The 24,705-nt window shown below is 64.4% G+C and carries 24 protein-coding genes; all 24 read right to left on the minus strand.

The features are described 5' to 3' along the window. Positions 1-114: 114 nt before the first annotated feature. A complete protein-coding gene (gene infB / locus EJ069_RS20455; protein ID WP_126062844.1) occupies positions 115-2,703 on the minus strand; it encodes a translation initiation factor IF-2 in 2,589 nt (862 codons plus the stop codon). Then, positions 2,700-3,350: an RNA-binding protein gene (locus EJ069_RS20460; protein WP_126064824.1), complete on the minus strand. Its 651-nt coding sequence runs from the start codon at positions 3,348-3,350 to the stop codon at positions 2,700-2,702. The genes infB and EJ069_RS20460 overlap by 4 nt, the downstream gene beginning before the upstream one ends. 32 nt (positions 3,351-3,382) lie before the next feature. After that, positions 3,383-4,978: a transcription termination factor NusA gene (nusA, locus tag EJ069_RS20465; RefSeq protein WP_126062845.1), complete on the minus strand. Its 1,596-nt coding sequence runs from the start codon at positions 4,976-4,978 to the stop codon at positions 3,383-3,385. A 46-nt stretch (positions 4,979-5,024) separates the two neighbouring features. Then, a complete protein-coding gene (gene rimP / locus EJ069_RS20470) occupies positions 5,025-5,651 on the minus strand; it encodes a ribosome maturation factor RimP (protein ID WP_126062846.1) in 627 nt (208 codons plus the stop codon). A 154-nt stretch (positions 5,652-5,805) separates the two neighbouring features. Further along, entirely contained in the window at positions 5,806-6,315 is a 510-nt protein-coding gene (locus tag EJ069_RS20475; protein ID WP_126062847.1) for a GNAT family N-acetyltransferase, read from the minus strand. Positions 6,316-6,318: 3 nt separating this feature from the next. Beyond that, positions 6,319-6,618 (minus strand): DUF1778 domain-containing protein, encoded by a 300-nt coding sequence (locus EJ069_RS20480; RefSeq protein WP_126062848.1) that lies wholly within the window; start codon positions 6,616-6,618, stop codon positions 6,319-6,321. Positions 6,619-6,682: 64 nt separating this feature from the next. Continuing rightward, positions 6,683-7,393 carry a tRNA (guanosine(46)-N(7))-methyltransferase TrmB gene (locus EJ069_RS20485; protein WP_126062849.1) on the minus strand — a complete coding sequence of 237 codons (711 nt, stop codon included), beginning with the start codon at positions 7,391-7,393 and terminating at the stop codon, positions 6,683-6,685. Further along, complete coding sequence (gene metK / locus EJ069_RS20490) at positions 7,390-8,655, minus strand: methionine adenosyltransferase (protein WP_126062850.1); 1,266 nt, start codon at positions 8,653-8,655, stop codon at positions 7,390-7,392. Before metK ends, EJ069_RS20485 begins: the two co-directional genes overlap by 4 nt. A gap of 166 nt (positions 8,656-8,821) precedes the next feature. After that, positions 8,822-9,244, minus strand: coding sequence for a helix-turn-helix transcriptional regulator (locus EJ069_RS20495; protein WP_095819313.1), 423 nt, complete (start codon positions 9,242-9,244; stop codon positions 8,822-8,824). Positions 9,245-9,383: 139 nt separating this feature from the next. Then, positions 9,384-10,970 (minus strand): apolipoprotein N-acyltransferase, encoded by a 1,587-nt coding sequence (gene lnt / locus EJ069_RS20500; protein WP_126062851.1) that lies wholly within the window; start codon positions 10,968-10,970, stop codon positions 9,384-9,386. A 97-nt stretch (positions 10,971-11,067) separates the two neighbouring features. Then, a complete protein-coding gene (locus EJ069_RS20505; protein ID WP_126062852.1) occupies positions 11,068-11,538 on the minus strand; it encodes a VOC family protein in 471 nt (156 codons plus the stop codon). Between the two features lie 74 nt (positions 11,539-11,612). Next, the gene (locus EJ069_RS20510) at positions 11,613-12,689 is read right to left on the minus strand and encodes a hemolysin family protein (RefSeq protein ID WP_126062853.1); all 1,077 of its coding nucleotides are present in this window, start codon (positions 12,687-12,689) and stop codon (positions 11,613-11,615) included. Between the two features lie 27 nt (positions 12,690-12,716). After that, positions 12,717-13,214 (minus strand): rRNA maturation RNase YbeY, encoded by a 498-nt coding sequence (ybeY, locus tag EJ069_RS20515; RefSeq protein ID WP_126062854.1) that lies wholly within the window; start codon positions 13,212-13,214, stop codon positions 12,717-12,719. A 12-nt stretch (positions 13,215-13,226) separates the two neighbouring features. Beyond that, complete coding sequence (locus EJ069_RS20520; protein ID WP_245431563.1) at positions 13,227-14,219, minus strand: PhoH family protein; 993 nt, start codon at positions 14,217-14,219, stop codon at positions 13,227-13,229. Positions 14,220-14,306: 87 nt separating this feature from the next. Further along, the gene (gene miaB, locus EJ069_RS20525; RefSeq protein WP_126062855.1) at positions 14,307-15,716 is read right to left on the minus strand and encodes a tRNA (N6-isopentenyl adenosine(37)-C2)-methylthiotransferase MiaB; all 1,410 of its coding nucleotides are present in this window, start codon (positions 15,714-15,716) and stop codon (positions 14,307-14,309) included. A gap of 73 nt (positions 15,717-15,789) precedes the next feature. Then, complete coding sequence (locus EJ069_RS20530) at positions 15,790-16,590, minus strand: lysophospholipid acyltransferase family protein (protein WP_126062856.1); 801 nt, start codon at positions 16,588-16,590, stop codon at positions 15,790-15,792. Positions 16,591-16,738: 148 nt separating this feature from the next. Beyond that, positions 16,739-17,233, minus strand: coding sequence for an N-acetyltransferase (locus EJ069_RS20535; RefSeq protein ID WP_126062857.1), 495 nt, complete (start codon positions 17,231-17,233; stop codon positions 16,739-16,741). After that, positions 17,233-17,922: a tRNA (adenosine(37)-N6)-threonylcarbamoyltransferase complex dimerization subunit type 1 TsaB gene (gene tsaB, locus EJ069_RS20540; RefSeq protein ID WP_126062858.1), complete on the minus strand. Its 690-nt coding sequence runs from the start codon at positions 17,920-17,922 to the stop codon at positions 17,233-17,235. Before tsaB ends, EJ069_RS20535 begins: the two co-directional genes overlap by 1 nt. Before the next feature lie 225 nt (positions 17,923-18,147). Next, entirely contained in the window at positions 18,148-19,254 is a 1,107-nt protein-coding gene (locus EJ069_RS20545) for a DUF1513 domain-containing protein (RefSeq protein WP_126062859.1), read from the minus strand. Between the two features lie 439 nt (positions 19,255-19,693). Further along, complete coding sequence (locus tag EJ069_RS20550; protein WP_189475908.1) at positions 19,694-20,788, minus strand: imelysin family protein; 1,095 nt, start codon at positions 20,786-20,788, stop codon at positions 19,694-19,696. Then, complete coding sequence (locus tag EJ069_RS20555) at positions 20,788-22,389, minus strand: di-heme oxidoredictase family protein (RefSeq protein WP_126062860.1); 1,602 nt, start codon at positions 22,387-22,389, stop codon at positions 20,788-20,790. Before EJ069_RS20555 ends, EJ069_RS20550 begins: the two co-directional genes overlap by 1 nt. A 12-nt stretch (positions 22,390-22,401) precedes the next feature. Then, positions 22,402-22,887, minus strand: a complete 486-nt coding sequence (bfr, locus tag EJ069_RS20560; RefSeq protein WP_126062861.1) for a bacterioferritin — start codon at positions 22,885-22,887, stop codon at positions 22,402-22,404. After that, positions 22,853-23,164: a (2Fe-2S)-binding protein gene (locus EJ069_RS20565; protein ID WP_126062862.1), complete on the minus strand. Its 312-nt coding sequence runs from the start codon at positions 23,162-23,164 to the stop codon at positions 22,853-22,855. Before EJ069_RS20565 ends, bfr begins: the two co-directional genes overlap by 35 nt. A gap of 97 nt (positions 23,165-23,261) precedes the next feature. Next, entirely contained in the window at positions 23,262-24,551 is a 1,290-nt protein-coding gene (locus tag EJ069_RS20570; RefSeq protein ID WP_126062863.1) for an imelysin family protein, read from the minus strand. Positions 24,552-24,705 lie beyond the last annotated feature (154 nt).

Consider the following 24,705-nt stretch of genomic DNA (forward strand, 5'->3'; position numbering starts at 1 on the left):
GGTCCTGAAATCGTGAAGCGCGGGATGGGACCACGCCACATGTCTCAAATGCATGAGCGGTCTGGGCGGCAGCCTTGCGGCCGCCGCCCGTTCATTTCGGCAAGTATACCCGAATTAGAGCGTCCTGCTCACCATCTCGACGCGGAAGCACTCGATGACGTCGCCGACGCGCATGTCCTCGTAGTTCTGGAAGGCCATGCCGCATTCCTGGCCGCCCGGCACTTCCGAAACCTCGTCCTTGAAGCGCTTGAGCGTCTTCAACGTGCCTTCGTGGACGACGACGTTGTCGCGGATCAGGCGCACGCCCGCACCACGCTCGACCTTGCCTTCGGTGACGCGGCAGCCGGCGATCTTGCCGACCTTGGAGATGTCGAAGATCTCGAGGATCTCGGCATTGCCGATGAAGGTCTCGCGCCGCTCCGGCGAAAGCATGCCGGAAAGGGCCGCCTTCACGTCGTCGACGAGGTTGTAGATGATCGAGTAGTAGCGGATCTCGATGCCCGCGGCCGCTGCCGCGGTGCGCGCCTGCGCGTTGGCGCGGACGTTGAAGCCGATGATCGCGGCACCCGATGTCTCGGCCAGCGAGACGTCGCTTTCGGTGATGCCGCCGGCGCCCGAATGGACGATCCGCACCCTGACCTCGTCGTTGCCGAGCTTTTCGAGAGCGGCGTTGATCGCCTCGATGGAGCCCTGCACGTCGCCCTTGATGACCAGCGGGAATTCCTTCAGCCCGCTCGTCTGCAACTGCGACATCATCTGTTCAAGCGAGCCGCGCTGGCCGGCATGCTTGGCCACAGCCTTGTCGCGCGCCAGGCGCTGACGGTATTCGGTGATCTCGCGGGCGCGAGCCTCGTTGTTGACGACGGCGAAGCGGTCGCCGGCCTGCGGAGTGCCCTGCAGGCCAAGCACCTCGACCGGCATCGCCGGCGGCGCTTCCGGCACGTGCTCGCCGCGGTCGTCGACAAGCGCGCGCACACGGCCCCACTCGTTGCCGGCGACAATGATGTCGCCCGGCATCAGCGTGCCGGTCTGCACCAGAACGGTGGCGACCGGACCACGGCCCTTGTCGAGCTTGGCTTCGATCACCGCGCCTTCGGCGGTGCGGTCAGGATTGGCCTTGAGGTCGAGAACTTCGGCCTGCAGCAGGATCGCTTCGAGCAGCTTGTCGAGATTGGTGCCCTTGGTCGCCGAAACCTCGACGTCCAGCACCTCGCCGCCCATCGATTCCACGAACACCTCGTGGCGCAGCAGCTCGGTCCGCACCTTCTGCGGATCGGCGTCGCGCTTGTCGATCTTGTTGATCGCCACGATGATCGGCACGCCGGCCGCCTTGGCGTGGTTGATCGATTCGATCGTCTGCGGCATCACGCTGTCGTCCGCCGCCACCACCAGCACGGCGATGTCGGTGACCTGGGCGCCGCGGGCGCGCATGGCCGTGAAGGCGGCGTGGCCGGGCGTGTCGATGAAGGTGATCTTCTGACCGTTCTTCTCGATCTGGTAAGCGCCGATATGCTGGGTGATGCCGCCGGCCTCGCCGGAGACGACATTGGCGTTGCGGATGGCGTCGAGCAGCGAGGTCTTGCCGTGGTCGACATGGCCCATGATGGTCACGACCGGCGGACGCGACACCAGGTCCTCGGGACGGTCGGCGATGTTGAACAGGCCTTCCTCGATGTCGGACTCCGCAACGCGGCGGACCGTATGGCCAAATTCGGAAGCGACCAGCTCGGCCGTGTCGGCGTCGATGACGTCGCCCGGCTTCAGGATCTGGCCCTGCTTCATGAAGTACTTGACCACATCCACGGCGCGCTCGGACATGCGCTGCGCCAGTTCCTGGATGGTGATGGTTTCGGGCAGGATCACTTCGCGCATGACTTTCTCGCGCGGCTCATTGTGCATCGCGCGTTTGAATTTTTCCTGGCGGCGGCGCATTGACGACAGCGAACGGCCGCGCGCATCTTCGTCCGACAGCGCGGTGTTCAGCGTCAGCTTGCCGCGGCGGCGATCTTCCTCGCCCTTGGTCGGTTTGGCGGGCCGCGCCACTTCCGGCGTTGCAAGGCGCCGGGCAGGCGCACCGGCGCCTGCGCCACCGCCGGCACCTGTGCGCCTCGGCTTGGCCTCTTCTTCGTCATCGGCCGTAGCGACATCGGCTGCCTGCGGCGCGCGACGGCGAGCCTCTTCCTCGGCACGACGCCGCGACTCGGCCTCGGCCTGCAGGCGCGCTTCCTCCTCGGCCTGACGGCGCGCGGATTCGTCGCGCTCGCGCTTGCGGCGTTCCTCTTCCTCGGCGCGGCGCTTGGCATCCTCCTGAGCGCGCTGGCGATCCTCGGCCTCGCGGGCCTTGGAGCCTTCCAACGCCCTGCGGCGCGCTTCCATCTCGCCGCGTGACAGCTCGTTCAGGACCATGCCCGAACGTTCCGGCGGCGGAGGCGGCGCCTTCGGCGCTTCCTGCACGACAGGCGCGGCGGCGACAGGAGCGGGCGCGGCGGGCTTCGGCGTGAACACGGACGGCGCCACCGGCTCCGGCTTGTCGCCAGGCAGCGAGAACTTGCGCTTCTTGGTCTCTACGACGACCGACTTGGTGCGCCCATGCGAGAAATTCTGGCGCACGGTGCCCTGCTCGAGGCCGGGGCGCTTCAGCGTCAAGGTCTTCTTCGGCGTAACGCTCAACGTCTTGTCGTCGCCCGATTTCGTATCGTTCATTCCATATCCTCTGCGGCATCATCTTCGTCGGCAACGGCCGCAAGCATTGCCAGATCGTTCGGGGTACCGCCCCGATATCGGTCGAGCGCAACAACGCGCTTCTCAACCGCCAGTCCCGCATCCTGCGCGAGGACGGCAGCATGTATCACATTTGTACCCCCCAATGCCAAGCTCAACTCGGCCTCGGAGAAAAGTTTGTAGGCAAGGATGGCGGAACCGCCGAGATGGACGGTCGCCCGCCGCGCCTGACTGATCTTGCGGACACCGTCGTCCGACGCCTCCGCCGCATGCAGAACGAGCGACGCCTGCCCGTCGCGCACAGCACCCTCGACCTTGGCGGCGCCAAGAACGACGGCGCCCGCCTTGCGGGCAAGGCCAAGCATACCCAGAGCGTATCTGGAGAGCAGCCCGTCGACCATGCCGCCGAGATCGGACGGAACGGTCACCTGCGCCTTGAATGCGCGGGCAAACAGGTTCTTCGCCGCTGCCTTCTCGATATGTAGGCGATCGGCGGTGACCCAGCAACCGCGGCCGGGCAGATTTCTCTTGATGTCCGGAACGACGGCCGAATCCGGGCCGACGACGAAGCGGATCAGTTCATCCGCTTCGGCCTGCCTGCGCGTAACGATGCAAGTGCGATCGTTCATCTCGTCCACGGGCTTTGCGATTGGTGGTCACCTCACGCACCGACGGTTTCGCCGGTTGCTGCCTCTTCGGCGGCGAGTTCTTCCTCGGTGATCCAGCCGGCCTGCCTGCGGGCGGCGAGCACCATCTGCTCGGCCTCGGCGCGCGAGACGCCATGAGAGGCCAAAACGCCCGGATAGACCTTGGTCTCGCCGTCCTTGCGCTCTTTCCAGCCGATCAGGTCGTCGGCGGCATAGCCGGCGAAATCCTCGATCGTCTTCACGCCGTCCTCGCCAAGCGTCACCATCATGGCGGTGGTGACGCCGGGGATCTCGCGCAGCTCGTCCTTGACGCCCAGCGCCTTGCGCTTTTCGTCATGCTCGGCCTCGATCTTCTCCAGATATTCGCGGGCGCGGGTCTGGATTTCCGAAGCGGTGTCCTCGTCGAAGCCGTCGATGGAGGAGATTTCGCCCGAATCAACATAGGCGACTTCCTCGACGCTGGTGAAGCCTTCCGAGGCAAGCACCTGGCCGACCATCTCGTCGACGTCGAGGGCTTCCATGAACAGCGCCGAACGCTCGACGAATTCCTTCTGGCGGCGCTCGCTCTCTTCCTGCTCGGTCAGGATGTCGATGTCCCAGCCGGTGAGCTGCGAGGCCAGGCGCACGTTCTGGCCGCGGCGGCCGATGGCCAGCGACAGCTGGTCGTCCGGCACCACCACCTCGATGCGCTCGGCGTCCTCGTCGAGCACCACCTTGGCGACCTCGGCCGGCTGCAGCGCGTTGACGATGAAGGATGCGGCCGAAGGCGACCACGGGATGATGTCGATCTTCTCGCCCTGCAATTCGCCGACCACCGCCTGGACGCGGCTGCCGCGCATACCGACGCAGGCACCGACCGGATCGATCGAGGAATCGCGCGAGATGACGGCGATCTTGGCGCGCGAGCCGGGGTCGCGGGCGACCGACTTGATCTCGATGATGCCGTCGTAGATTTCCGGCACTTCCATTGTGAAGAGCTTGGCCATGAACTGCGGATGGGTGCGCGACAGGAAGATCTGCGGGCCGCGCTGCTCGCGGCGCACGTCGTAGACATAGGCGCGGACGCGGTCGCCATACTTATAGTTCTCGCGCGGGATCAGCTCGTCGCGGCGGATGATCGCCTCGCCGCGGCCGAGATCGACGATGACGTTGCCGTATTCGACGCGCTTGACGGTGCCGTTGACGATCTCGCCGATGCGATCCTTGTATTCGTCATACTGGCGATCGCGTTCGGCCTCGCGCACCTTCTGCACGATGACCTGCTTGGCCGACTGGGCGGCGATACGGCCGAAATCCATCGGCGGCAGCTGCTCGGCGATGAAGTCGCCGAGCTGGGCGTCGGGGTTGCGCTCGCGCGCCGTGGAAAGCGCGATCTGCGTGGCGTAGTCCTCGACCTTATCGACCACTTCCATCAGCCGCTGCAGCTTCATCTCACCGGTATTCGGGTTGATGTCGGCGCGGATGTTGGTCTCCTGGCCGTAGCGCGAGCGCGCCGCCTTCTGGATCGCATCGGCCATGGCGGCGATGACGATCGACTTGTCGATCGACTTTTCACGCGCGACCGCATCGGCGATCTGCAGCAGTTCAAGCCTGTTGGCGCTTACAACCATTGTCTTTCTCCCGATTTCGCCTCGGACACGCGGCCCGGCGGCGCTATCAACTTTTCTGTTCGGTTTCGTTTTCCTCGGCGGCGTCTTCCGCTTCGCCGCGGCGTTTCCTGGCTTCCTTGCGCGCCCGGTTGTCCTTCGACAGGGCATCGCGGATGAGATCGTCGGTCAGCACCAGCCGGGCCTCGGCGATCGCGTCATAAGGCACGCGCACCGTCGGCTCCTCGCCATAGGCCGCCTTGTCGCGCTCGATAAGGATGCCATCGGCGTCGGCCCCGGCGATCTTGCCCTTGAAGCGCTTGCGATCGCCGACGAGGACGGACGTCTCCAGCTTGACCAGGTGACCGGTCCAGGTGGTGAAATCCGTCTTGCGCACCAGCGGCCGGTCTATACCCGGCGAGGACACTTCGAGATGATACGCCTTTTCGATCGGATCCTCGACATCGAGGGCCGGCGACACCGCGCGGCTGACCTCTTCGCAATCCTCGACGGTCATCGTGCCGTCCTCGCGCTCGGCCATGATCTGCAGCGTCAGCCCGTTCTGACCGGTCAACTGCACCCGCACGAGGCGAAAGCCGATGGCCTTGAGCACCGGCTGCACGATCAGCGCAATGCGCGCGTCGATGCCGCTTTCGCGGATGATACGGTCGTCGGCCTCGCTTGCCGCTGCAGTCATCGGATCCCTGTCGCTTTTGGCTTCCGGCCGGCAGGTAATAAAAAAGAGCGGGACCGGGTGGACCCACTCTTCGTCATACCGACCAAGAATTTGAGGCTGATATAGACGATTGCCGCCGGTGTTTCAAGCCTTCAGACACGGCGGTCGCCTCACCTTATCTTTGGGCCTCCACGAGCGACGCGGCGATTGCCGCGATCGAACGAAACAGGATAAGCGAATCGTCCTTCGTCGGGAGAAATCCCCGCCGTTGCCAGAATTGCGCCGCTTCCGCATCGACTGCATTTACCATCAGCGCGCGCCCGCCGATCAGGTCCGCCGCTTGAACACAACGCTGAAGGGCATGCTTCACCAAGCCCGTGCCGATGCCGCGCCCGGCCCATTCGACGTCGGTCGCAAGCTGGCCGAGAAGGAGGCACGGCACCGGATCGGGCGGTTGCCCCGTACGGATCGACCGACGCAGGATCGACGGCACGACGGCCGTCGGCGCCAACCCATAATATCCGACCACTCGGCCGGCTTCGTGGACAACCAGAACGGCCGTGAAACCCTTCTCCTGATTGGAGAGCGCACGGCTTTTCAGCCAGTGATCAAGCGCAGGCTTCCCACAGGAAAATCCAGACACGTCGTGAATTGCGGTAAGCGACTCGGGAGCCGATAAGGCCACGGGTCAACGCTTCGTCGTGTAACCGGCTTCCCACGGAGCGGGCCGCTTTGCCAGTTCCGCCATGTCGGGAACCGGAGCAGCCGGAACTGACAGGACCTCCATGAACTCCGCGAATCCTTCCGGGCTCATGCGGACAAGACGGTTGTCCATCAGCACATCCTCGGCCGCGCGCACGGCGGCATCGCGCACGAAATCCGTGCGCGACCGGCCCCGCAGACTGGCGGCGCGATCGATCATCGCCACGTCCGCTTCCGGCAGGCGCATCGAGATCGGATATTCCTTGCGTTCGACCGTGGCCGTCATAGCTGTCTCCTTGTTGGGCAATATAGCGGGCTGTAGCGCTAAATGCAATACAGAGATCGGCTACTCATTTCCGGATAAAGGTCAGATAAGCCGGCCGCCGTCCTTCGCGCATGGCCTTGGCCTCGTAACGCGTGCCGGGCCAACCTTCATAGGGCTGGTGCCAGCCGGCAGCGTCTTCGGCCTGCCATGCGAAGGCGCCGTGAGCGCGGCAGGCAAGCAGCGTCCAGTTCACATAGCTGTCGATATCGGAGGCGAAGCGGAACCTGCCGCCCGGCTTCAGGACGCGGGCGAAGCGGCCGAGATTGGCGGCACCAACGAAGCGGCGCTTCCAGTGTCTCTTCTTCGGCCACGGATCGGGATAGAGCAGGTCGATGCCGTCGAGCGAGGCCGACGGCAGCCAGTCGAGCAGGCGCGTGGCGTCGTCGTCATAGACCCTGAGATTGCCAAGCGGCGCCTTGGCAAGCGCCGTCATCATCTTGGCCATGCCGTTGACGAAGGGCTCAACGCCGATGAAGCCGGTCTCCGGCGCTTCCTTGGCGCGGTGCAGGAGATGCTCGCCGCCGCCAAAGCCGATTTCCAGCTGCAGCGCCGAAACCTCAGCCTTGAACAAGGTGCTGAGGTCAGCCGGCGCTTGCGCCGTCAGGTCGAGCCGGTATTCGCGCAGGCCGCTTTCGAGGGCGATGGCCTGCTGCGGGCGTATGGTCTTGCCGTGCCGGCGGCCGAAGAATCCTTCGGTCGCACGGCTCGGCCTGTCCTTTGCGTTCGCTGGCGTCAGGCGGCGACGGCGTCCTTGAGCGCCTTGGCGAGATCGGTCTTCTCCCAGGAGAAGGAACCGTCGCGACCGGCCTTGCGGCCGAAATGGCCGTAGGACGAGGTTTTTGCGTAGATCGGCTTGTTGAGGTCGAGATGACGGCGGATGCCCGACGGCGACAGGTCCATCACCTTGCGCAGCGCCTCCTCGAGCTTCGATTCATCGACCTTGCCGGTGCCGTGCAGGTCGACATAGACCGACAGCGGCTGGGCGACGCCGATGGCGTAGGAGAGCTGGATGGTGCAGCGATCGGCAAGCTTGGCCGCCACCACGTTCTTGGCGAGGTAGCGCGCCGCATAGGCCGCCGAACGGTCGACCTTGGTGGTGTCCTTGCCCGAGAAGGCGCCGCCACCGTGCGGTGCCGCGCCGCCATAGGTGTCGACGATGATCTTGCGGCCGGTGAGGCCGGCATCGCCGTCAGGCCCGCCGATGACGAACTTGCCGGTCGGGTTGATGTACCAGTTGCAGTCCTCGGCGATCTTCAGGTCGCCAAGCGCCTCGCGGATATAGGGCTCGACGACCTTGCGGACCTTCTTGGAGTCCCAGCTGGCATCGAGATGCTGGGTGGATAGCACGATCTGCGTAACTTCCGCCGCCTTGCCGTCGGCATAGCGCACGGTGACCTGGCTCTTGGCGTCCGGGCCGAGCTTGCCGGCCTCGCCATTGCCTTCATGGCGCGCGGCGGCAAGCAATTCGAGGATCTTGTGGCTGTAATAGATCGGCGCCGGCATCAGGTCGGGCGTCTCGCGGCAGGCGTAACCGAACATGATGCCCTGGTCGCCGGCACCTTCCTCGCCCTGGCGGTCGGCGGCGTTGTCGACGCCCTGGCCGATGTCGGGCGACTGGCCGTGCAGCAGCACGTCGATCTTGGCGGTCTTCCAGTGGAAGCCGGACTGCTCGTAGCCGATCTCTCTGATAGCCTTGCGGGCGACCGACTTGAACTTGGCCGGGTTGACCACGGGGTGGCCGGACGCATCCTTGAGGACGTTGCCGGCCTTGTCCTTCTTCAAAAGCGTGTCGGGGACGCGGACCTCGCCGGCGATGACGACGCGGTTGGTGGTGGCCAGCGTTTCGCAGGCGACGCGGACCTTCCACGGATCCATGCCTGTCTTCTTGGCTTCGCGATAGACCAGATCGACGATTTCGTCGGAGATGCGGTCACAAACTTTGTCGGGATGACCCTCGGAGACGGATTCCGAGGTGAAGAGATAATTCTGCCGCGTCACGGGTGTCCCCTCTTGAAAAAAAATCGGCAGGTTGCCGATTTTTGGCGCGCCACGTGTTAGCGGTGCCGGGCGCCGCTCGTCAAGCGGCGCGACGGATCTGGCATGAATGTAGGCAAGGCCGGCTATGCCACCAGCGGCGGGGCGCCGCCGGCGGCATAGGTAAAAATCAATCGGCGTCCTCGGCGGAGAGCGCCTTCACCAGATCGATGATGCGGCGGCGCACCTTGACGTCGCCGATCTTGACGAAAGCCCGGTTGAGCTGAAGCCCTTCGGGACTGCCGCAGAATTCGATGGCGAAGGCCATCGAGGAGTCTTCGGCAAATCCCCGATTGCCGCCACCGGTCTCCTCGCCCGGGGCATCCTCGAAAAAGAAGGCGACGGGAACGCTCAGGATGGAGGCGATCGCCTGCAGACGGCTGGCGCCAACCCTGTTCGTGCCCTTCTCATACTTCTGGATCTGCTGAAAGGTGATGCCGAGATTTTCACCCAGCTTTTCCTGGCTCATTCCAAGCATATTGCGACGCAGCCGGATGCGACTCCCGACATGAATGTCGATCGGATTCGGCTTCTTCTTATTCTCTTCTGTCATTTTTTCCTCGCCGAATTTTTCCGGCTTTTTCTATTTTGTTCCGCCCATATGAAGCCGGAGCCACCTGCCCCAACAGAACCCTCCAACCGACTTCGAAAAATTTTAGGCGTTACAGTATGAGTTTCTAATGTGCCGACTGTCAATTCACCCGTAGCCGCTGCCTTACATTCAATGTGAAGGCCATCAGCGCAAACAGGAACATGATCAGCAATCCGTTAAAATGCCGCTGTTCGGGGGACAGGAGGGCGCGCCCAGAAACCGGCACATGCGCGTCGATGGCGCCGCGCGCGTTGACGGCAAGCGCATCGATGATGCGCCCGCGCGAATCGACAATTGCGGAGATGCCGTTGTTGGCCGCGCGCAGCAGCGGCAATCCGTTCTCCACCGCGCGAATCTGCGCCTGCCTGAAATGCTGATACGGGCCTGGCGTGTCACCAAACCAGGCGTCGTTGGTGACGTTCACGATCACGTCAGATGACGCGGCGTCGGCGGCGACGAGATCGGGAAAGATCACCTCGTAGCAGATGAACGGCGCGGCACGCAGGCCGCCCGGCAGACTGATCGGATGCCGCTCGTTGCCGGCGGCGAAATTCATCGGTCCGGCAACGAGCTGGCCTATGCCGAAGCGTTGGAAAAGATCGGCGAAGGGCAGGTATTCGCCGAAGGGCACCAGATGCACCTTGTCGACGGCATCGACGATCTCGCCTTTGTCGTTGATCGCCACCACGGAATTGTAATAGCGGCTGCCGGCACTCGCCGATCCGCCCTCCTCGCGCACGACGCCGGCAATCAGCATCTGGCCGTCGGCCAGCATGTCGCCCAGAGCCGTGAGCGCGTCCGGACGCTCGGTGAACAGGAAGGGCACCGATGTTTCCGGCCACAGGATAAGCTGCGGCTTGGCATGGCCTTCTTCCGGCGCTTTCCCCGACATGCCCAGTAAAGTCGCGAAGATGCGGTCGCGCACCGAGGCGTCCCACTTTTCGCTGAGATCGACCGACGGCTGAACGATGCGAACGTCGATCGAGCGGGCCGGCTCGACCGGGGCCGCGAGCCGGGCGTAGCCGAAGCCGACATGGCTGGCGACGAGGATGACGAACAGGGCAAGACCCAGCCTCAGATGCCGGCGTGCCGCAACCAGCGCAGGCAGCGAAAACACGAAAACCGCGAGCGCGTTCATGCCGATCATGCCGGTCACCGACACGCTCTGCATCAGCAGCGGCACCGGCATCGCCGCATAGCCGACGGCATTCCAGGGAAAGCCGGTGAAGAGGAAATCGCGCAGCCATTCGGCAAGGCCAAAGCCGAAGGCAAGGGCGGCGATGCGGCCGATGTCGCTGCTCCACAACACGCGCGCCACCACGGTGGCGAAGCCATAGAAGAAGGCGAGCGCAAAGGGGATGCCAACAACGGCGAAGGGCAAGGCCCAGGCGAAGCTGTCGGCCTCGACCAGCAATGCCTGGCCGATCCACCAGAGACCGGCGAGGAAGTAGCCGAAGCCGAACCACCAGCCGGTGGCGAAAGCCGGCCGCAGGCGCCTGAACCAGCCATCGGAAGCCTCGCCGGTGGCGCCGTCGAGCAGCCAGACCAGAACCGGGAACGAGACGAAGCAGACGGCGAAGAAATCGTAAGGCGCCTGGGCAAGCACCGCCAGCGCTCCGGCGGCAAAGGCCACCAGCGCCCGCCGCCACCCCCACAGCAGAATTATCCGGCCGGCAAAGCGCTGCATCCAGCTTCCCAAGTCGCGCGAATCAGGGAGTTAGAGGTTTAACAGGCCGAGCCGCGCGATCCAAACCCAGATAAGCGGCGCCTGATACACCTTAGCGCTATCTGTGCCAGCCCTCGATCCGCAGGCCGGTCAGTCGCTCGGCCTCGTCTTTCGACACGACGCGTACGGTTCGGGTGAATGTCCAGATATGGCCTTCGGGGTCGCGGGCGCGATATTGGCGCTCGCCGTAGAAATGATCCGCGGGCTCCTCGACGATCTCCGCGCCTGCCGCGCGCGCTTTCTCGCAATGAGCGTCGATATCCTGCTGCAGACGGACATAGACGGCTTGCGTGTTCTTGCCGCCGACAGAGACGGGACTGGCGATACGCTCATCCCATTCGGAATCGACGATGATATAGCCGTCGCCGAAGCGCATTTCGGCATGCACGAGCCGACCGTCGGGATCGCTCACCAGCATGCTCGGCTCAAAACCAAAGGCCGCCTGCAGAAAGGACAAAGCCGCGCGCGGATCGCGATAGAAAACGCCTGAGCCCAGGACCGCATGGTGGAATGGATCGTCGGTCGGCATGCCGCTCCACGTTCTTTTTTACGCAATTCCGGACGGAAAACCGCTGCGCACTTTCCTGGAATTGCTCCAGGGGATCAGGCCTGTTCGGTGCGGGCGGCGCGGCGACGCTGCCGCTCGCCCTTCAGGCTCTGCACGATGCGCACGCGCTTGACGCGGCGCGGGTCGGCGTCGAGCACGTGGAACTCGAAGCCGGGAATGGCCTGCACGACTTCGCCCCTGGCCGGGACCCGGCCGAGCGTGTTGAAGATCATGCCGCCGATCGTGTCGACATATTCGCCATGCTCGCCGGCGGCGAAATCCTCGCCGATCATCTTGGCGACCTCGTCGATCTCGGCCTTGCCGTCGACGACGAAGACGCCGTCGCCGGTCTGCGTGATCATCGGCTCGTCGTCGTCATGCTCGTCCTCGATGTCGCCGACCACCATCTCGACGATGTCTTCCAGCGAGGCGAGGCCGTCGGTGCCGCCATATTCGTCGATGACCAGGGCCATCTGCGTGCGCGTCGTCTGCATGCGGCCCATGAGGTCGGAGGCCAGCATCGAAGGCGGCACGAACAGCACCTGGCGGATCAGATTGAGCTCGCCGATGGTGCGCGCGAGATCGACCTGCGCAAGGTCGAGCGCCGTCGTCACCGGCGCCTTCGCCCTGGTGCGGCCCTTCTTGACGCGGGCGACCTTGGTGATGTGGGCGAGCACATCGCGAATGTGGACCATGCCGCGCGGATCGTCCAACGTCTCGGAATAGACCGGCATGCGCGAATGGCCGGACTGCTCGAAAAGGCCGAGCAGGTCGCCAAGCGTGGTGTTGATCTCGACCGCCTCAATATCGGCGCGCGGCACCATGACGTCCTCGACCCGCACTTCGCGCAGGCGCAGGATGTTGTTGAGCATGGCGCGTTCGCCGGGCGAGAAGGATTCCGCATCGGTCGTCGTTTCGGCGAGCGCGCCGGCGATCTCCTCGCGCAGGCTGGTGCCGTTGCGGTGCCGGAACAGGCCGAGCACGCGGTCGAAGAGCGAAGGACCGGCATGCGTCGGCTCAGCGGCCGCGCTGCCGGTGGGAATACTCGGACTCGAGCCCTCTTCCGTTTTTTCGGAAGGCTTGGCAGCACTGCCGGCGTCCGGGCGGGCGGCAGTTTCTGGTGTGTCGTTCATCGCCATCAGGTCAATTGAGCTTTTTTGTTACGCGTAGGGATCGGGAATGGCAAGCCTCGCAAGCGCGGCGCGCTCGATCGCTTCCATCTCCTCTGCCTCGGCGTCGGTCTCGTGATCATGACCCAGCAAGTGCAGCAGGCCATGGATGACGAGATGGGTGATATGGTTCTCAAGCGGCTTGTCTTCGAGTGCGGCCTCGCTCGCCACCGTTTCGGAAGCCAGCACGATGTCGCCCAGCATCGGCGGCAGCTTGCCGCCTTTCGGAAACGGAAAAGCCGGAAAAGACAAGACGTTGGTGGGCTTGTCCTTGCCGCGCCATTCGGCGTTGAGCGTCCGGATGTGAGCATCGTCGGAAAAGACGACGCTGAGCTCGGAGACGCCGGTCGCCCCGGTTTCGGCAAAGGCGGCCGCAACGGCGCGGTCGACCAGGCGCGTCAGCTCGACTTCGGCAGGCCAATCGCCGGCCTCGACGAAAATATCGATATCGACCGGCGTCTCGCCGCTGGATGCTGGATTGTCAGCCATATAGCCTTTTGATCAGCTTTCGGCGCCCAGGCCCCGCGCCAGCTTGCCGTCGCGGTCATAGGCCTTGACGATCTCGGCAACCAGCGGGTGGCGCACCACGTCGCCTTCGTTGAAGCGGACGGTGACGATGCCAGGCACGCCGTCGAGGATGCGCAGCGCCTCGACCAGCCCCGACTTGGTGTTGGGCGGCAGGTCGATCTGGGTCGGATCGCCGGTGACGATCATGCGCGAGTTCTCGCCGAGACGGGTCAAGAACATCTTCATCTGCATCTGCGTGGTGTTCTGCGCCTCGTCAAGGATTACAGCCGCATGCGCCAGCGTGCGGCCGCGCATGAAGGCCAGAGGCGCGATCTCGATCACTTCGGCCGCGATCGCCCGCTCGACCTTGTCGGCCGGCATCATGTCGTAGAGCGCGTCGTAGAGCGGCCGCAGATAGGGGTCCACCTTCTCCTTCATGTCGCCGGGCAGGAAGCCCAGCCGCTCGCCGGCCTCGACCGCGGGGCGCGACAGCACGATGCGTTCGACCATGCCGCGCTCCAAGAGCATCGCCGCATGCGCGACCGCCAGGTAGGTCTTGCCGGTACCTGCCGGGCCGATCCCGAAGACCATTTCGGAGCGCTCCAGCGCCCGCATATAGGCGTCCTGCGTCAGCGAACGGGCGTAGATCGTCTTCTTGCGCGTCGAGATCTGGGCGGCCGAAACCTTGCCCTTGCGCTCCATGGTGGGCAGCGTCAGCTGGTCGTCGGCGGCAATCGCCATGCGCACGGCGCCGTCGACGTCCGACTGGCCGATGTCGACGCCCTTCTGCAGGATGCCATAGAGCGTATCCAGCGCGCGGCGCGCCTGTTCGGCGGCCGAAGCCGACCCCTTGATTGCAAGCTGGTTGCCGCGCGAGCGGATATCCACGCCCAGCTTCTGCTCGAGCCGCGCCAGGTTCTCGTCGAACTGGCCGTAGAGGGCGCTGGCAAGCTTGTTGTTGTCGAAGGTCAGTACGATGTGCGCCATGTCGGAAGCCCCGGACGCCTGGTTCTGGGGCGGATTCTTCAGTTCGGCAGCGCTCAACCGTCTCTCCTCATCTGCCGAGGCTTGTGGCTAGGCCAACTCGGCGAACAGGCTGTTGGGGCCTGTCTTCGTGATTCGCACATCGATAATGTCACCGATTCCACCGGCCTTGTCGTCAACAATCACCGGGTTCAGCCATGGCGAGCGGCCAAGAATCTGACCGGGGCGGCGCCCTGGCTTCTCGATCAGCGTGCTGACGGTGCGGCCGACCACGCTGGCTATGAAATTCTGCTGCTGATCGTTGATCAGCGCCTGCAGGCGCTGCAGCCGTTCGTCCTTCGCGGTTTCGGAAAGATGACCGTCCATCTCGGCGCCCGGCGTGCCAGGACGTGGGGAATATTTGAAGGTGAAGGCCGAGGCGTAGCCCACTTCGCGCACCAGTTTCAGCGTCGCCTCGAAATCCTCGTCCGTCTCGCCGGGGAAGCCGACGATGAAATCGCCCGACATGGCGATGTCGGGACGGGCGGCGCGAATGCGTTCGATGAGCGCCAGATAGTCGCGTGCCGTGTGCCTGCGGTTCATCGCCTTCAAAATCCGATCGGAGCCCGACTGCACCGGTAAATGCAGATAGGGCATCAAGGCGGGCAGGTCACGATGTGCGGCGATCAATTCGTCGTCCATGTCGCGCGGGTGGCTGGTTGTGTAGCGCAGCCGCGCCAGTCCGGGGATTTCCGCAAGCCGGAACAGCAGGCGGCCGAGACCCCATTCCTCGCCATTCTCGCCAACGCCATGCCAGGCATTGACGTTCTGGCCGAGCAGCGTCACCTCGCGCACGCCGGCCTCGGCCAGCCGCTCGGCCTCGGCGACGATCTGCGCCACCGGGCGCGAGACCTCGGAGCCGCGGGTATAGGGCACCACGCAGAAGGTGCAGAACTTGTCGCAGCCTTCCTGCACCGTGAGGAAGGCGGTGACGCCGCGCTTTGCCAATTCGGCGCGCTTCGGCTGCGGCAGGTGCTCGAACTTGTCCTCGATGGCGTATTCGGTCTCGACGATCTTCTCGCCGCCGCGAACCCGCGCCAGCACGTCCGGCAGCCGGTGATAGGTCTGCGGGCCTATGACCAGGTCGACCGCCGGCGCGCGACGGATGATTTCCGCACCTTCGGCCTGCGCCACGCAGCCGGCGACACCGATCAGCAATTCACGGCCGGCCCCGGCGCGCTCGGCCTTCATGTCACGGATGCGGCCAAGCTCCGAATAGACCTTCTCAGCCGCCTTCTCGCGGATATGGCAGGTGTTGAGCAGCACCAGATCGGCCTCCTCGACGGCGTCGGTGGCGACATAGCCGTCGGCGGCCAGCGCATCGGTCATGCGCTGGGAATCGTAGACGTTCATCTGGCAGCCATAGGTCTTGACGAAGACCTTTTTCGCCGTGCGGTCAGTGGCGGCCGAGCGCTCGGCGGCAGCGCCGATGCCATGGCTTTCAATCGTGTTCAGTTCCATCGGGCGGCTTCTAGCGCCTTTCCGTGACAAAAAACAGACGATTCTGCCTTGTGGCCCGTCGTGCGCCTCGACTTCACCGGCTCTTGGCCGGGTCGGCGAGGATGCCTTGCATCATCTCGCGCACCTTGGCTTCCATCAGCCTCGCCGTTTCCTTGCGGTTCGAACCCTTGGAGAACGGCACCGGCTGGCCGAAATGCACCTCGGCATCGATCGCGCCTTCGGCAAGCAGGGTTTTGAGATGCGGCATCAGATCCTGGTCGCCGATCCAGGCGGTGATCGGCCGATGGCGGCGGCCCATCGGCATGCCGTGCAGGCGCGTATAGGCGATCGCCACGGGCTGGATGAAGACCTGTTCCGCCGCGCCTTCCGAAATCGCCATCGAGGCCGCGCCGAACAACGTGCTCTTGAACGGCAGCACCAGGTTGCCGTCGCCGGTCGAGCCTTCGGCGAACAGCACCATGGCGTCGCCTTTCGCCATCCTCTTGGCGATCTCGCTGGCCTGGTCGCCGGAGGTGCGCTTGCGCTCGCGCTCGATGAAGACGGTGCGCTGCAGCTTGGACAGCATGCCGATGAGCGGCCAGCCTTCCATGTCGGCCCGGGCGATGAACTTCACATCGACGAAGGAGCCGAGCACCATGATGTCGGTCCAGGAAATGTGGTTGGCCGCGACCAACAGAGGGCGGTCTTTGGCCAAGCTGCCCGTCACATGCACCCGCATGCCCAGCGCCCGCAGGATCATGCTGTGCCAGGTCTTCAGGATGACAGTTTCGGGCCACAGCCCCGTCTTCATCGACAGGATCTGCAGCGGCACCAGCACCAGGGAACAGACGACGACATAGAAGAGCGCCAGGAAAATCCGCAATTTCTCGATCATTCGCTCCGGCCCTAGATCAGGATGACGCTTCGTTGAATCGTCGTCCTGATCTAACTCTTTGTGGAGCATGATGTTTTCCGAACCGGAGGTCAGCGCAGCAATAACCGGTTCCCACTTTTCGGGATCATGCCCGTATCGCGCGGACTGGCTAGCGAAGATCGCGGCGCATGACAAGCGCGCCGGTCGGGCCGTGCTCGGTCGAGCGGTAATAGTTCGGGCGATGACCGACCTGGATGAAGCCGAGCCTGCGGTAGAGCCCGATCGCGGGCGAATTGGTCTCGTCGACCTCGAGGAAGAGCGCTTCGGCGCGCTGCGCATGAAGCTCGCGCAGCACCGCGTCCATCAGTTGCCAGCCAAGGCCCTGGCGGCGATGGCTGCGGGCGACGGCCACGGTCAGGATCTCGCCCTCGCCGGCCGCGAGCCGGGCGAGCACGAAGCCGACCGGCGGCTTGGAGCCCTGACCTGTTTCCCGCGCCGCATAGCCGAAGACCGTGTCCTGTTCGAGGAGTGCCGCAAACTCGCCGTCAGTCCAGGGCCGCACGAAATCCTCGCGATGCAGCACCGAGACAGCGGCGCTGTCGGCGACCGTCAGCGGTTCCAGCGCATAATCCCTGCGGCGCGGCTGAAAGAACGGAATGCGCATCAGGGCTCGGTTCCCTTGTCCTGCCTTGGCAGAATGAAACCCGCCTGCGGCTTGGCGTCGGCGCCGCGCAGATAGAGCGGCTTCGGCTTCTCGCCGGGTCCCTTGGCGGCGGCCAGCCTGGCATAGGTCGCAATATCGGCGGTGGCGGCGACCGGACCGGTGTCGAAAGGACGCTCAGCCGCTTGGGCAATATGCGGCGCGGCGGTGCCGACAAGGACAGCGTCGGCATTGACGGCCATTGTCACCGCCTCGGAAAGCGTGGCTACGGATGGTCCGTAAGTTTCGGCTAACGCTTTATCGTAGAGCGCCGCATGGATTTCCTCGCGGCCGGCGTCGAGCGCGGCAAGCACCGCGCGCCCGGGAAAGGTGTTGGCGCCCTCGGCAGCCAAGGCTTCCAGCGTCGTCACGCCGATCGCCGGGATTTTCAGCGCCAACGCCAGGCCGCGCGCGGTCGAGACGCCGACGCGCAGGCCGGTGAAGGAGCCGGGGCCGATCGAGACGGCAACGGCGTCCAGGTCAGGGTAGCCGACGCTGCCGGCTTGCAAGGCGGTCTCGATGACGGCCATCAGATGCTCGGCATGCCCCTTGCCGAGATCGCGCAGCTCGCGGCCAAGCTCCTTCCCCGCGCCCGCGTCATAGACGCAGGCGGCGCAGAGACTGGCGGCGCAGTCGATGGCAAGCAACTTCATACGGGCAGCTTCATAGGCCGGCTAACGAACTGATCGAACACAATTCCCTCTGCCCGGCATGGGCCGCCGCCGCAAGGGCCAGGGCTGAGAAATGTTAAGCGGCTTTGCTTCTAGAGCGTTTCACCGTTTCACGGAAACGGCGAGACGCTTTATCACTTTGCTTTGACGCAAATGCGGGCGGAAAACCGCTCACACTTTCCCCCGAAATTACTCCAGGCGCGGCGATCACGCCGTCGCGACAATGCGGAGCATATGGTTGTCCCAGACATAGTCCGGCTCGGAACGGATAGCGCCGGCGCCGCCGACGATCTCGCCGGCGCCGGTCGTCGCCATGAAGCCGCTGCCGTCAGGCGCAAGACCGCAAACCTCGACCAGAGACCGCGTCGCGACCACGCGTCCGCTGGCGGCATCGAGGACGGCCAGCGAATTGCCCTCCGGCGAGGTGACGGCAACGGTGCCTGTCGCGGCATTGGCGGCGACCGAGCCAATGTAATTGCGGAAGCCGGAGAGCACGTCCTGCGGTATCTCCACCAGTTCGAGTTCCTTGCCGCGCGCGGCGCGGCCGACCAGCGCCGGGCGGTCGGTCGCCGGCCCGCGATACTGGCAGCCGAACCACACGGTGCCCGCCTGGTCGCGGTCCATATGGCGGATCGAAAGCTGATGCAGCGCCGGCGGCAATTCGTGCTTTTCGATCAGGTCGCCGGTCACACGGTCGACCAGCGTATAGGAGGGCTTCATCGTCGCGATGTTGAGCTCGGCACGGCCGTAATCAGGATGGGTTTCGATGCCGCCATTTGCGATAGCCAAGTTGCGGCCGTCGCCCAGCAGGAGCAGCTCATGCGGCCCCATGCCATAGGTCGGGAACTCGCCGACGCGGCTGAACTTGGACTTCGCATCGTATACGCCGACGACACCGGCCGCGTTGTCGAAATCGTTTTCGGTCGCATAGAGCAGCGCGCCGTCGGGCGAGAACACGCCATGGCCGAAGAAATGCCGCCCGGCGATGCTGGCAATGGTCAAGGGCTTGTCGCGGCCGGCATGGTCGAAGACGACCGCGAAAGTGCCGGGCTGCCGGGCAAAAACGACCGAGCGTTTCGACACCCGATCGAAAGTGACGTCATGGCCGCGATCCGGCAGATCGACAGTGTGCAGGATTTTCCCCGCCTCGGAGAGCACGGCGGCGCCAAAACTGCCGTCGCGTTTGACGAAGGCCGTGGCAAATACGGCGTCCGCCGCAAGGGCGTCGGCCCAGGCGCGCGGCGCCATGGCGGCGGCGAAGCCAGCGCCCGCGGCCCGCAGGAAATCGCGGCGGTCGATGAGGGCGGTTCTCACGGGACGATCTCCCCCTGCATTGCCTTGCTCCAGGACGCCGCAATTTCGATCGCGTGCAGCCGAAGCTTGGCGCTTACCGATCGCTGGGATGGATCATCGCAGACGTTGGAGGTTGGCCGAAGCCTCCGGAACTTCGTCATCCTTGGGCGAAGCAGGAGCGCAGCTCCGTCGCGGAGACCCAAGGATCCATGCCGTGACCTTGGCCGAAGGGCGCAGCGGCGCAGAATTCTGCACCGTTGCAACGCCTCAAAGTCACGGCATGGATCCTCGGGTCTGCGCTGCGTCGCTACGCTCCTTGCTTCGCCCGTGGATGACGATGGGAGGAGCGCTTCAGCCAATTTCGAAAGACAGTGATTCCACGAAGCAGACGCGTTCGAACAACCAAAGCCTCTTGGCCAGGAACTATTCCCTACAATCTGCGCCACTGTCGGGACCATGCTCAGTCCCCATCCAGCGACGAGAAGCCCGCGGTCAGGCCGAACTCGGCGGTCATCCTGGTGCCGATCAAGGTCGACAGGCTCGAGGTGATCAGCGCGAAATGTTCGAGCTTGTCGCGCAGCGCGGGGTCGGCGAGCGCCTTGTTGATCGGGCCGGGGATCGATTTCGCTGTTGTCACGCCGTTGGTGAGCTGGATATGGATGGACTCGGCCATCCATTGCGCATCGGCGGGCAGCGCATCGCCGAGCTTGGAAGCCTGGAATAGCTGGTCGATGCCGGAGAGATTTCCGGCCAGCGAGGCCGCCGTGTTCCGCGAGCGCCAGTAGATCGCCTGCTTCGGCTTGTCGGCGTCCGGCTTGGCTCCAAGGAAGCCCTTGAGCCGCACATCGCGGATCATGTCCAGCTCGTTGATGAAGACGCCGACCATTTCCGTCACCGCTTCGTTGCCGTCGCGGTAGAGCGGGTTCTTCGGGCCGGGATTGGCCCAGAGCGAAGCGAAGCCGTCGGGCTTTTGCCAGGCATCGCGCACCTCGCCGGCCATGGTTTCGACGTTGCCGGCGACCGCCTCGCCATAGGCGCAACGATAGGGCTCGTCCTTCCCTGCAAGCGTTTCGGCGCCGTCGCCATAGAGCACGTATTCGAGCGCGCCGAGACCCTGCATGGCGACGCTCTTTTGCGCCAGTTGCGCCGGATCGGTGGCTGACGGGACCTTCGATGCGAGCGTGGCCTGCACTTGTCTCAGGCCGATGCTCTTGCGGTCCGGCCAATAGAGCATACGCTCCAGCCGGTTGTTTTCCTTGATCGGCCCGAAGGCGATGATCTCGGCCACAGACCAGGCCTCGACCGCGCCGGAAAACGCCGAGCGCGCCGCTTCGAGATTGATTTCGGACGGCGCTTCGCAAAGCTGTTGCATCGCTTTGGTCAGCCCTACCGCATGCTCATCAAGGCTGGCATAGGCGGGGCGGACGAACCCGTCGATCGCGCGCTCGATGACGTCGGAAGCCTTGACCGCGGCCGATGCCGGCAAGGCGGCGGCCAGAAGGAAAGGAAGAACAAGGACCAGGCATTTCGACATCAGAGCGACGCGTTTTAGCATCAGAGGGACTCCAGGAATTTGATCAGCGCCTCACGGTCGGCCGCGGCCGCCCCGGCAAAGCGGTCGCGGGCCTTCTGCCCCTCGCCGCCATGCCACAGGATCGCCTCGGCAAGCGTGCGGGCGCGGCCGTCATGCAGATAAAAGGCATTGCCGTTGACTGTCGCGGCGAGCCCAATACCCCAGAGCGGTGGCGTGCGCCACTCGCTCCCCGTGGCTTCTCCAACCCGTTGTCCGTCCGCAAGGCCCTCGCCCATGTCGTGCAGCAGGAAGTCGGAATAGGGCCAGATCAGCTGGAAGGCCTGCGCCTTGTTTGGCGTGCCGCGTATGGTGACGAATTTTGGCGTGTGGCAGGAAATGCAGCCCATGTCGTAGAACTGCTTTTTGCCGGCGAGCACTTGCGGTGTGGCGATGTCGCGCCGCGCCGGCACGGCCAGATTCTGCGAATAGAAGGTGACGAGGTCCATCACCGGCGGCGGGGCTTCGGCCGTGCCCAGCCGCTGCTGCACGCCGTTCGGCATGGCCAGGCAATCCTTCTCGGCCTCCGTGCAGTCGCCCCAAGGCTTCGGCATTTCCGGAGTCGAGATGCCGATATCGCCGGCAAAAGCATCGGCCGCCTGCTGGCGGATCGAGGCGGTCTGCGCCTTCCAGCCGAAGCGGCCCAGGGTCACCGCACCGCTCAGCTCGTCGCGCACGATGTTCGGCCGCCCCGAAATGCCGTCGCCGTCGCGATCGTCCGGATCGGCATGAGCGAGGATATCGGCCGGCGCGATCTGCTCGATCAGGCCGAGCCCGATCATCGGCGGCGTCAGGCGCGGCGACAGCGTGGTGCGCGGATCGAGCGGACCGTAGCCGGGATTTTCGACAGAATAACGCGGCTTGCGCAGCGAAACGACGGTGCCGTCGCCGAGTGTTGCTTTTTCCTCGGAGTACTCGACGCGCGCACGGCCTTCGCTCTTGAGGCCCGGAACTGCCAAATCCTGCAATTGCGCGCCATAGACCGGGTCCGAAAAGTTCAGCACCTTGTGGTCGGCGAGCGCGGCCTTTTCCTCGGCGCTGCTCGCGTCGCGCGCGAGCCTGAGGAACATTGACGTCGATCCGGCATCACCTTGCGGCGGGCGGCCGCGGCCATCCTTCAAATGGCAGTTCTGGCAGGCGCGCTCGTTGAACAGCGGGCCAAGACCGTCGGAAGCCTGGGTCGACGACGGCGACGACACCCAGTTCTTGCGGAAAAGCGCATTGCCGAGCTTGAAATTGCCCTCTTCCTCGAAAGTGATGTTGGCTGAGGATTGCGAGAAGGCATCGCGGTTGACGTCCTTGCGCGACGTGCCGGCGCCACCTTGCATCAGCTCGAATGGCTCAGGCATGGTGAAGTCGGTCGTTGGCCTGGTGACGGCCAGAACCCGCGCCTGGTCCTTCGGAGTCAGGTCGGTGCGGCTCGTCGGCAGAGCGGCCGGCTCGCCGGCCAGCGTGGGTGCGGAAAGCATGATCGCCAGCAAAAGCGACGCCCCGCGCCCGGTCCGGTATCGCGGGCTCTTCTGAAGCGGCAAGCCGTCGATTGCGGCCCGCCGCGCGCGGCGCGAAAAGTCTACGGGGCGCCGCATTCCCGCATATCCTTACTCCGCCTCGTTGGCCGAGTCGGCATTGAGCAGGCCGTACTTCTCCTCGCCGATCGAGGCGAGCAGGTCGAGCTGCGTTTCCAGGAAGTCGATATGGCCTTCCTCGTCGGTCAAAAGGTCCTCGAACAGCTTCATTGAGACGAAATCGCCTTCGTCGTGGCAGATCTCGCGCGAGCGCTTGTAGGCGGTGCGCGCGTCATATTCGCCGGCCAGATCGGATTCGAGCACTTCCTTGACGTTCTGGCCGATGCGCAGCGGCGCGACGGACTGCAGGTTCGGATGGCCTTCGAGGAAGATGATGCGCGCGATCAGCCGGTCGGCGTGATGCATTTCCTCGATCGATTCCGCCCGCTCCTTCTTTGCCAGCTTGGTGTAGCCCCAATCCTCGAGCAGACGGTGATGCACCCAGTACTGGTTGACGGCTCCAAGCTCCAGAAACAGAGCTTCGTTAAGCCGCTCGATGATCTGCGGTTCGCCTTTCATGGGTTCTGCTCCCGTATTGGCCGCGCAAGCCTCGCACGCGATCCAGGTGTGAAACGATGTCCACGCCGCCCACCTGTGAGCGGGCGTGGTAGTTCTCGGTGACCCGAATGATCGTTTCCACCACATTTGGGAAACAGCCGCAACAGCGGCCGCGCTTGCGCATCGCGTGATAGACCTTCGCGGGCACGATCAACTGCCAAGGATCCTCATCCAGCAGGCCGATGATCGTCCGCTCGATCTCCTTCTCGGTGATGATGTTGCAATGGCAGATCAGCATTTCACTTGCTCTGGCTGACGGCGCCGGTCCGGCGCCGCTTGGCTGGTTTCTTAGTCGTGCATGATCCTGTCCAAAAACCGGCTTCCAGTTTTTGGGATTACTTAAACACCTTGTCCGGGGCGTCGAGGCTGTCCGAACCCTCGAAGGCGATCTGGTTCAGCTTGAGCGAGCCGACGGCGCGCTCGATCGACTTGGTCTGGTCGATCAGGGCGTCGATCGCCGCCTGCACGGTGGCGTTGCCTTCGGTGTTGCCCTCGGCGATCTGCTGGTCGTAGGCCTCGCCGGCCAACGCGCGCGCCTTGATGGCCTCCATCTTGGCGACGGTGGTGTCGAGCTTGCCCGACAACTCCTTGTCGATCGCCGATTCGGCGGCCTTCACCATGTCGGACACCGACGGACCCGAAACCACGGAACCGTCGAGCCGCTTGTAGCTGGCATGGTAGGCGTCGCGGATGCCGACCGCGTCATAGAGATGCGAGTTATAGGTGTTGTCGGAGAAGCAGTCGTGCTCCTCCTCCGGATCGTGCAGCAAAAGGCCAAGCTTCATGCGCTCGCCCGCCAGTTCGCCGTAGGAGAGCGAGCCCATGCCGGTGAAGATGGTGGAGATGCCGGTATTCGCATCGCCGTCAGTGAGGTTCTTGCGCGCGGCGCCGTCTTCCTTCCAGTTGTTGACCATCTCCTGCAGGTCGGACACCAGAAGGTCGCTCGCCGACTTCAGATATTCGGCGCGGCGGTCGCAATTGCCGCCCGTGCAGTTCTTGAGGTCGTAGTCCGTGTAGGGCCGCTCGCCGGCGCCCGGACCGGTGCCGTGCAGGTCCTGGCCCCAGAGCAGGAATTCGATCGCGTGATAGCCGGTCGCGACATTGGCCTCGACGCCGCCGGCTTCCTGCAGCGTGCCGGACAGGAATTCCGGCGTCAGCTTCGAGGCGTCGACCTTCTTGCCGTTGATCTCGATTTCCTTGTTGGCGATGACGTTGGCCGTGTAGAGCGCATTCTCGTCCGACTCGGTGCCGTAGCTCTTGGCGACATAATCGATCAGGCCCTCATCCAGCGGCCAGGAATTCACGCGGCCTTCCCAGTCGTCGACGATCTTGTTGCCGAAGCGATAGACCTCGGTCTGCTGGTAAGGGATGCGCGCCGCCTTCCAGGCTTCGCGCGCGGCGTTCAGCGTATCGGCGGAGGGGCTGGCGATAAGCGCATCGACAGCCTTGTCCAGCGTCTGCGCCGTGGTCAGCGAATCCTCGTATTTGGCCAGAGCGATGTCGGCATAGGTCTTGATCACCGCTTTCGCGTCGGTCCCGGCTTTCGCCGGCAACACGAACACCGCCGCCGTCAGTGCAGCCGTGGCGCAGATCGCAGCCAGCCTGCCGCCGTTGCGTGCCGTCATTATCCTTCTCCAGTTCTTTGGAAATTCAATAGATGGCGCCAACCCGCGCCGAGGCATGAGCATGCCGGTAAAGATGGTGGCCGCGCCGATGCGCGGTTCGCGATAAAAAGACACCCACTTGCCTCCAATCGAAAGGGTTCAAGGCCCAGACATC

It is taken from the genome of Mesorhizobium sp. M2A.F.Ca.ET.043.05.1.1, assembly GCF_003952445.1.
Taxonomy (GTDB): domain Bacteria; phylum Pseudomonadota; class Alphaproteobacteria; order Rhizobiales; family Rhizobiaceae; genus Mesorhizobium.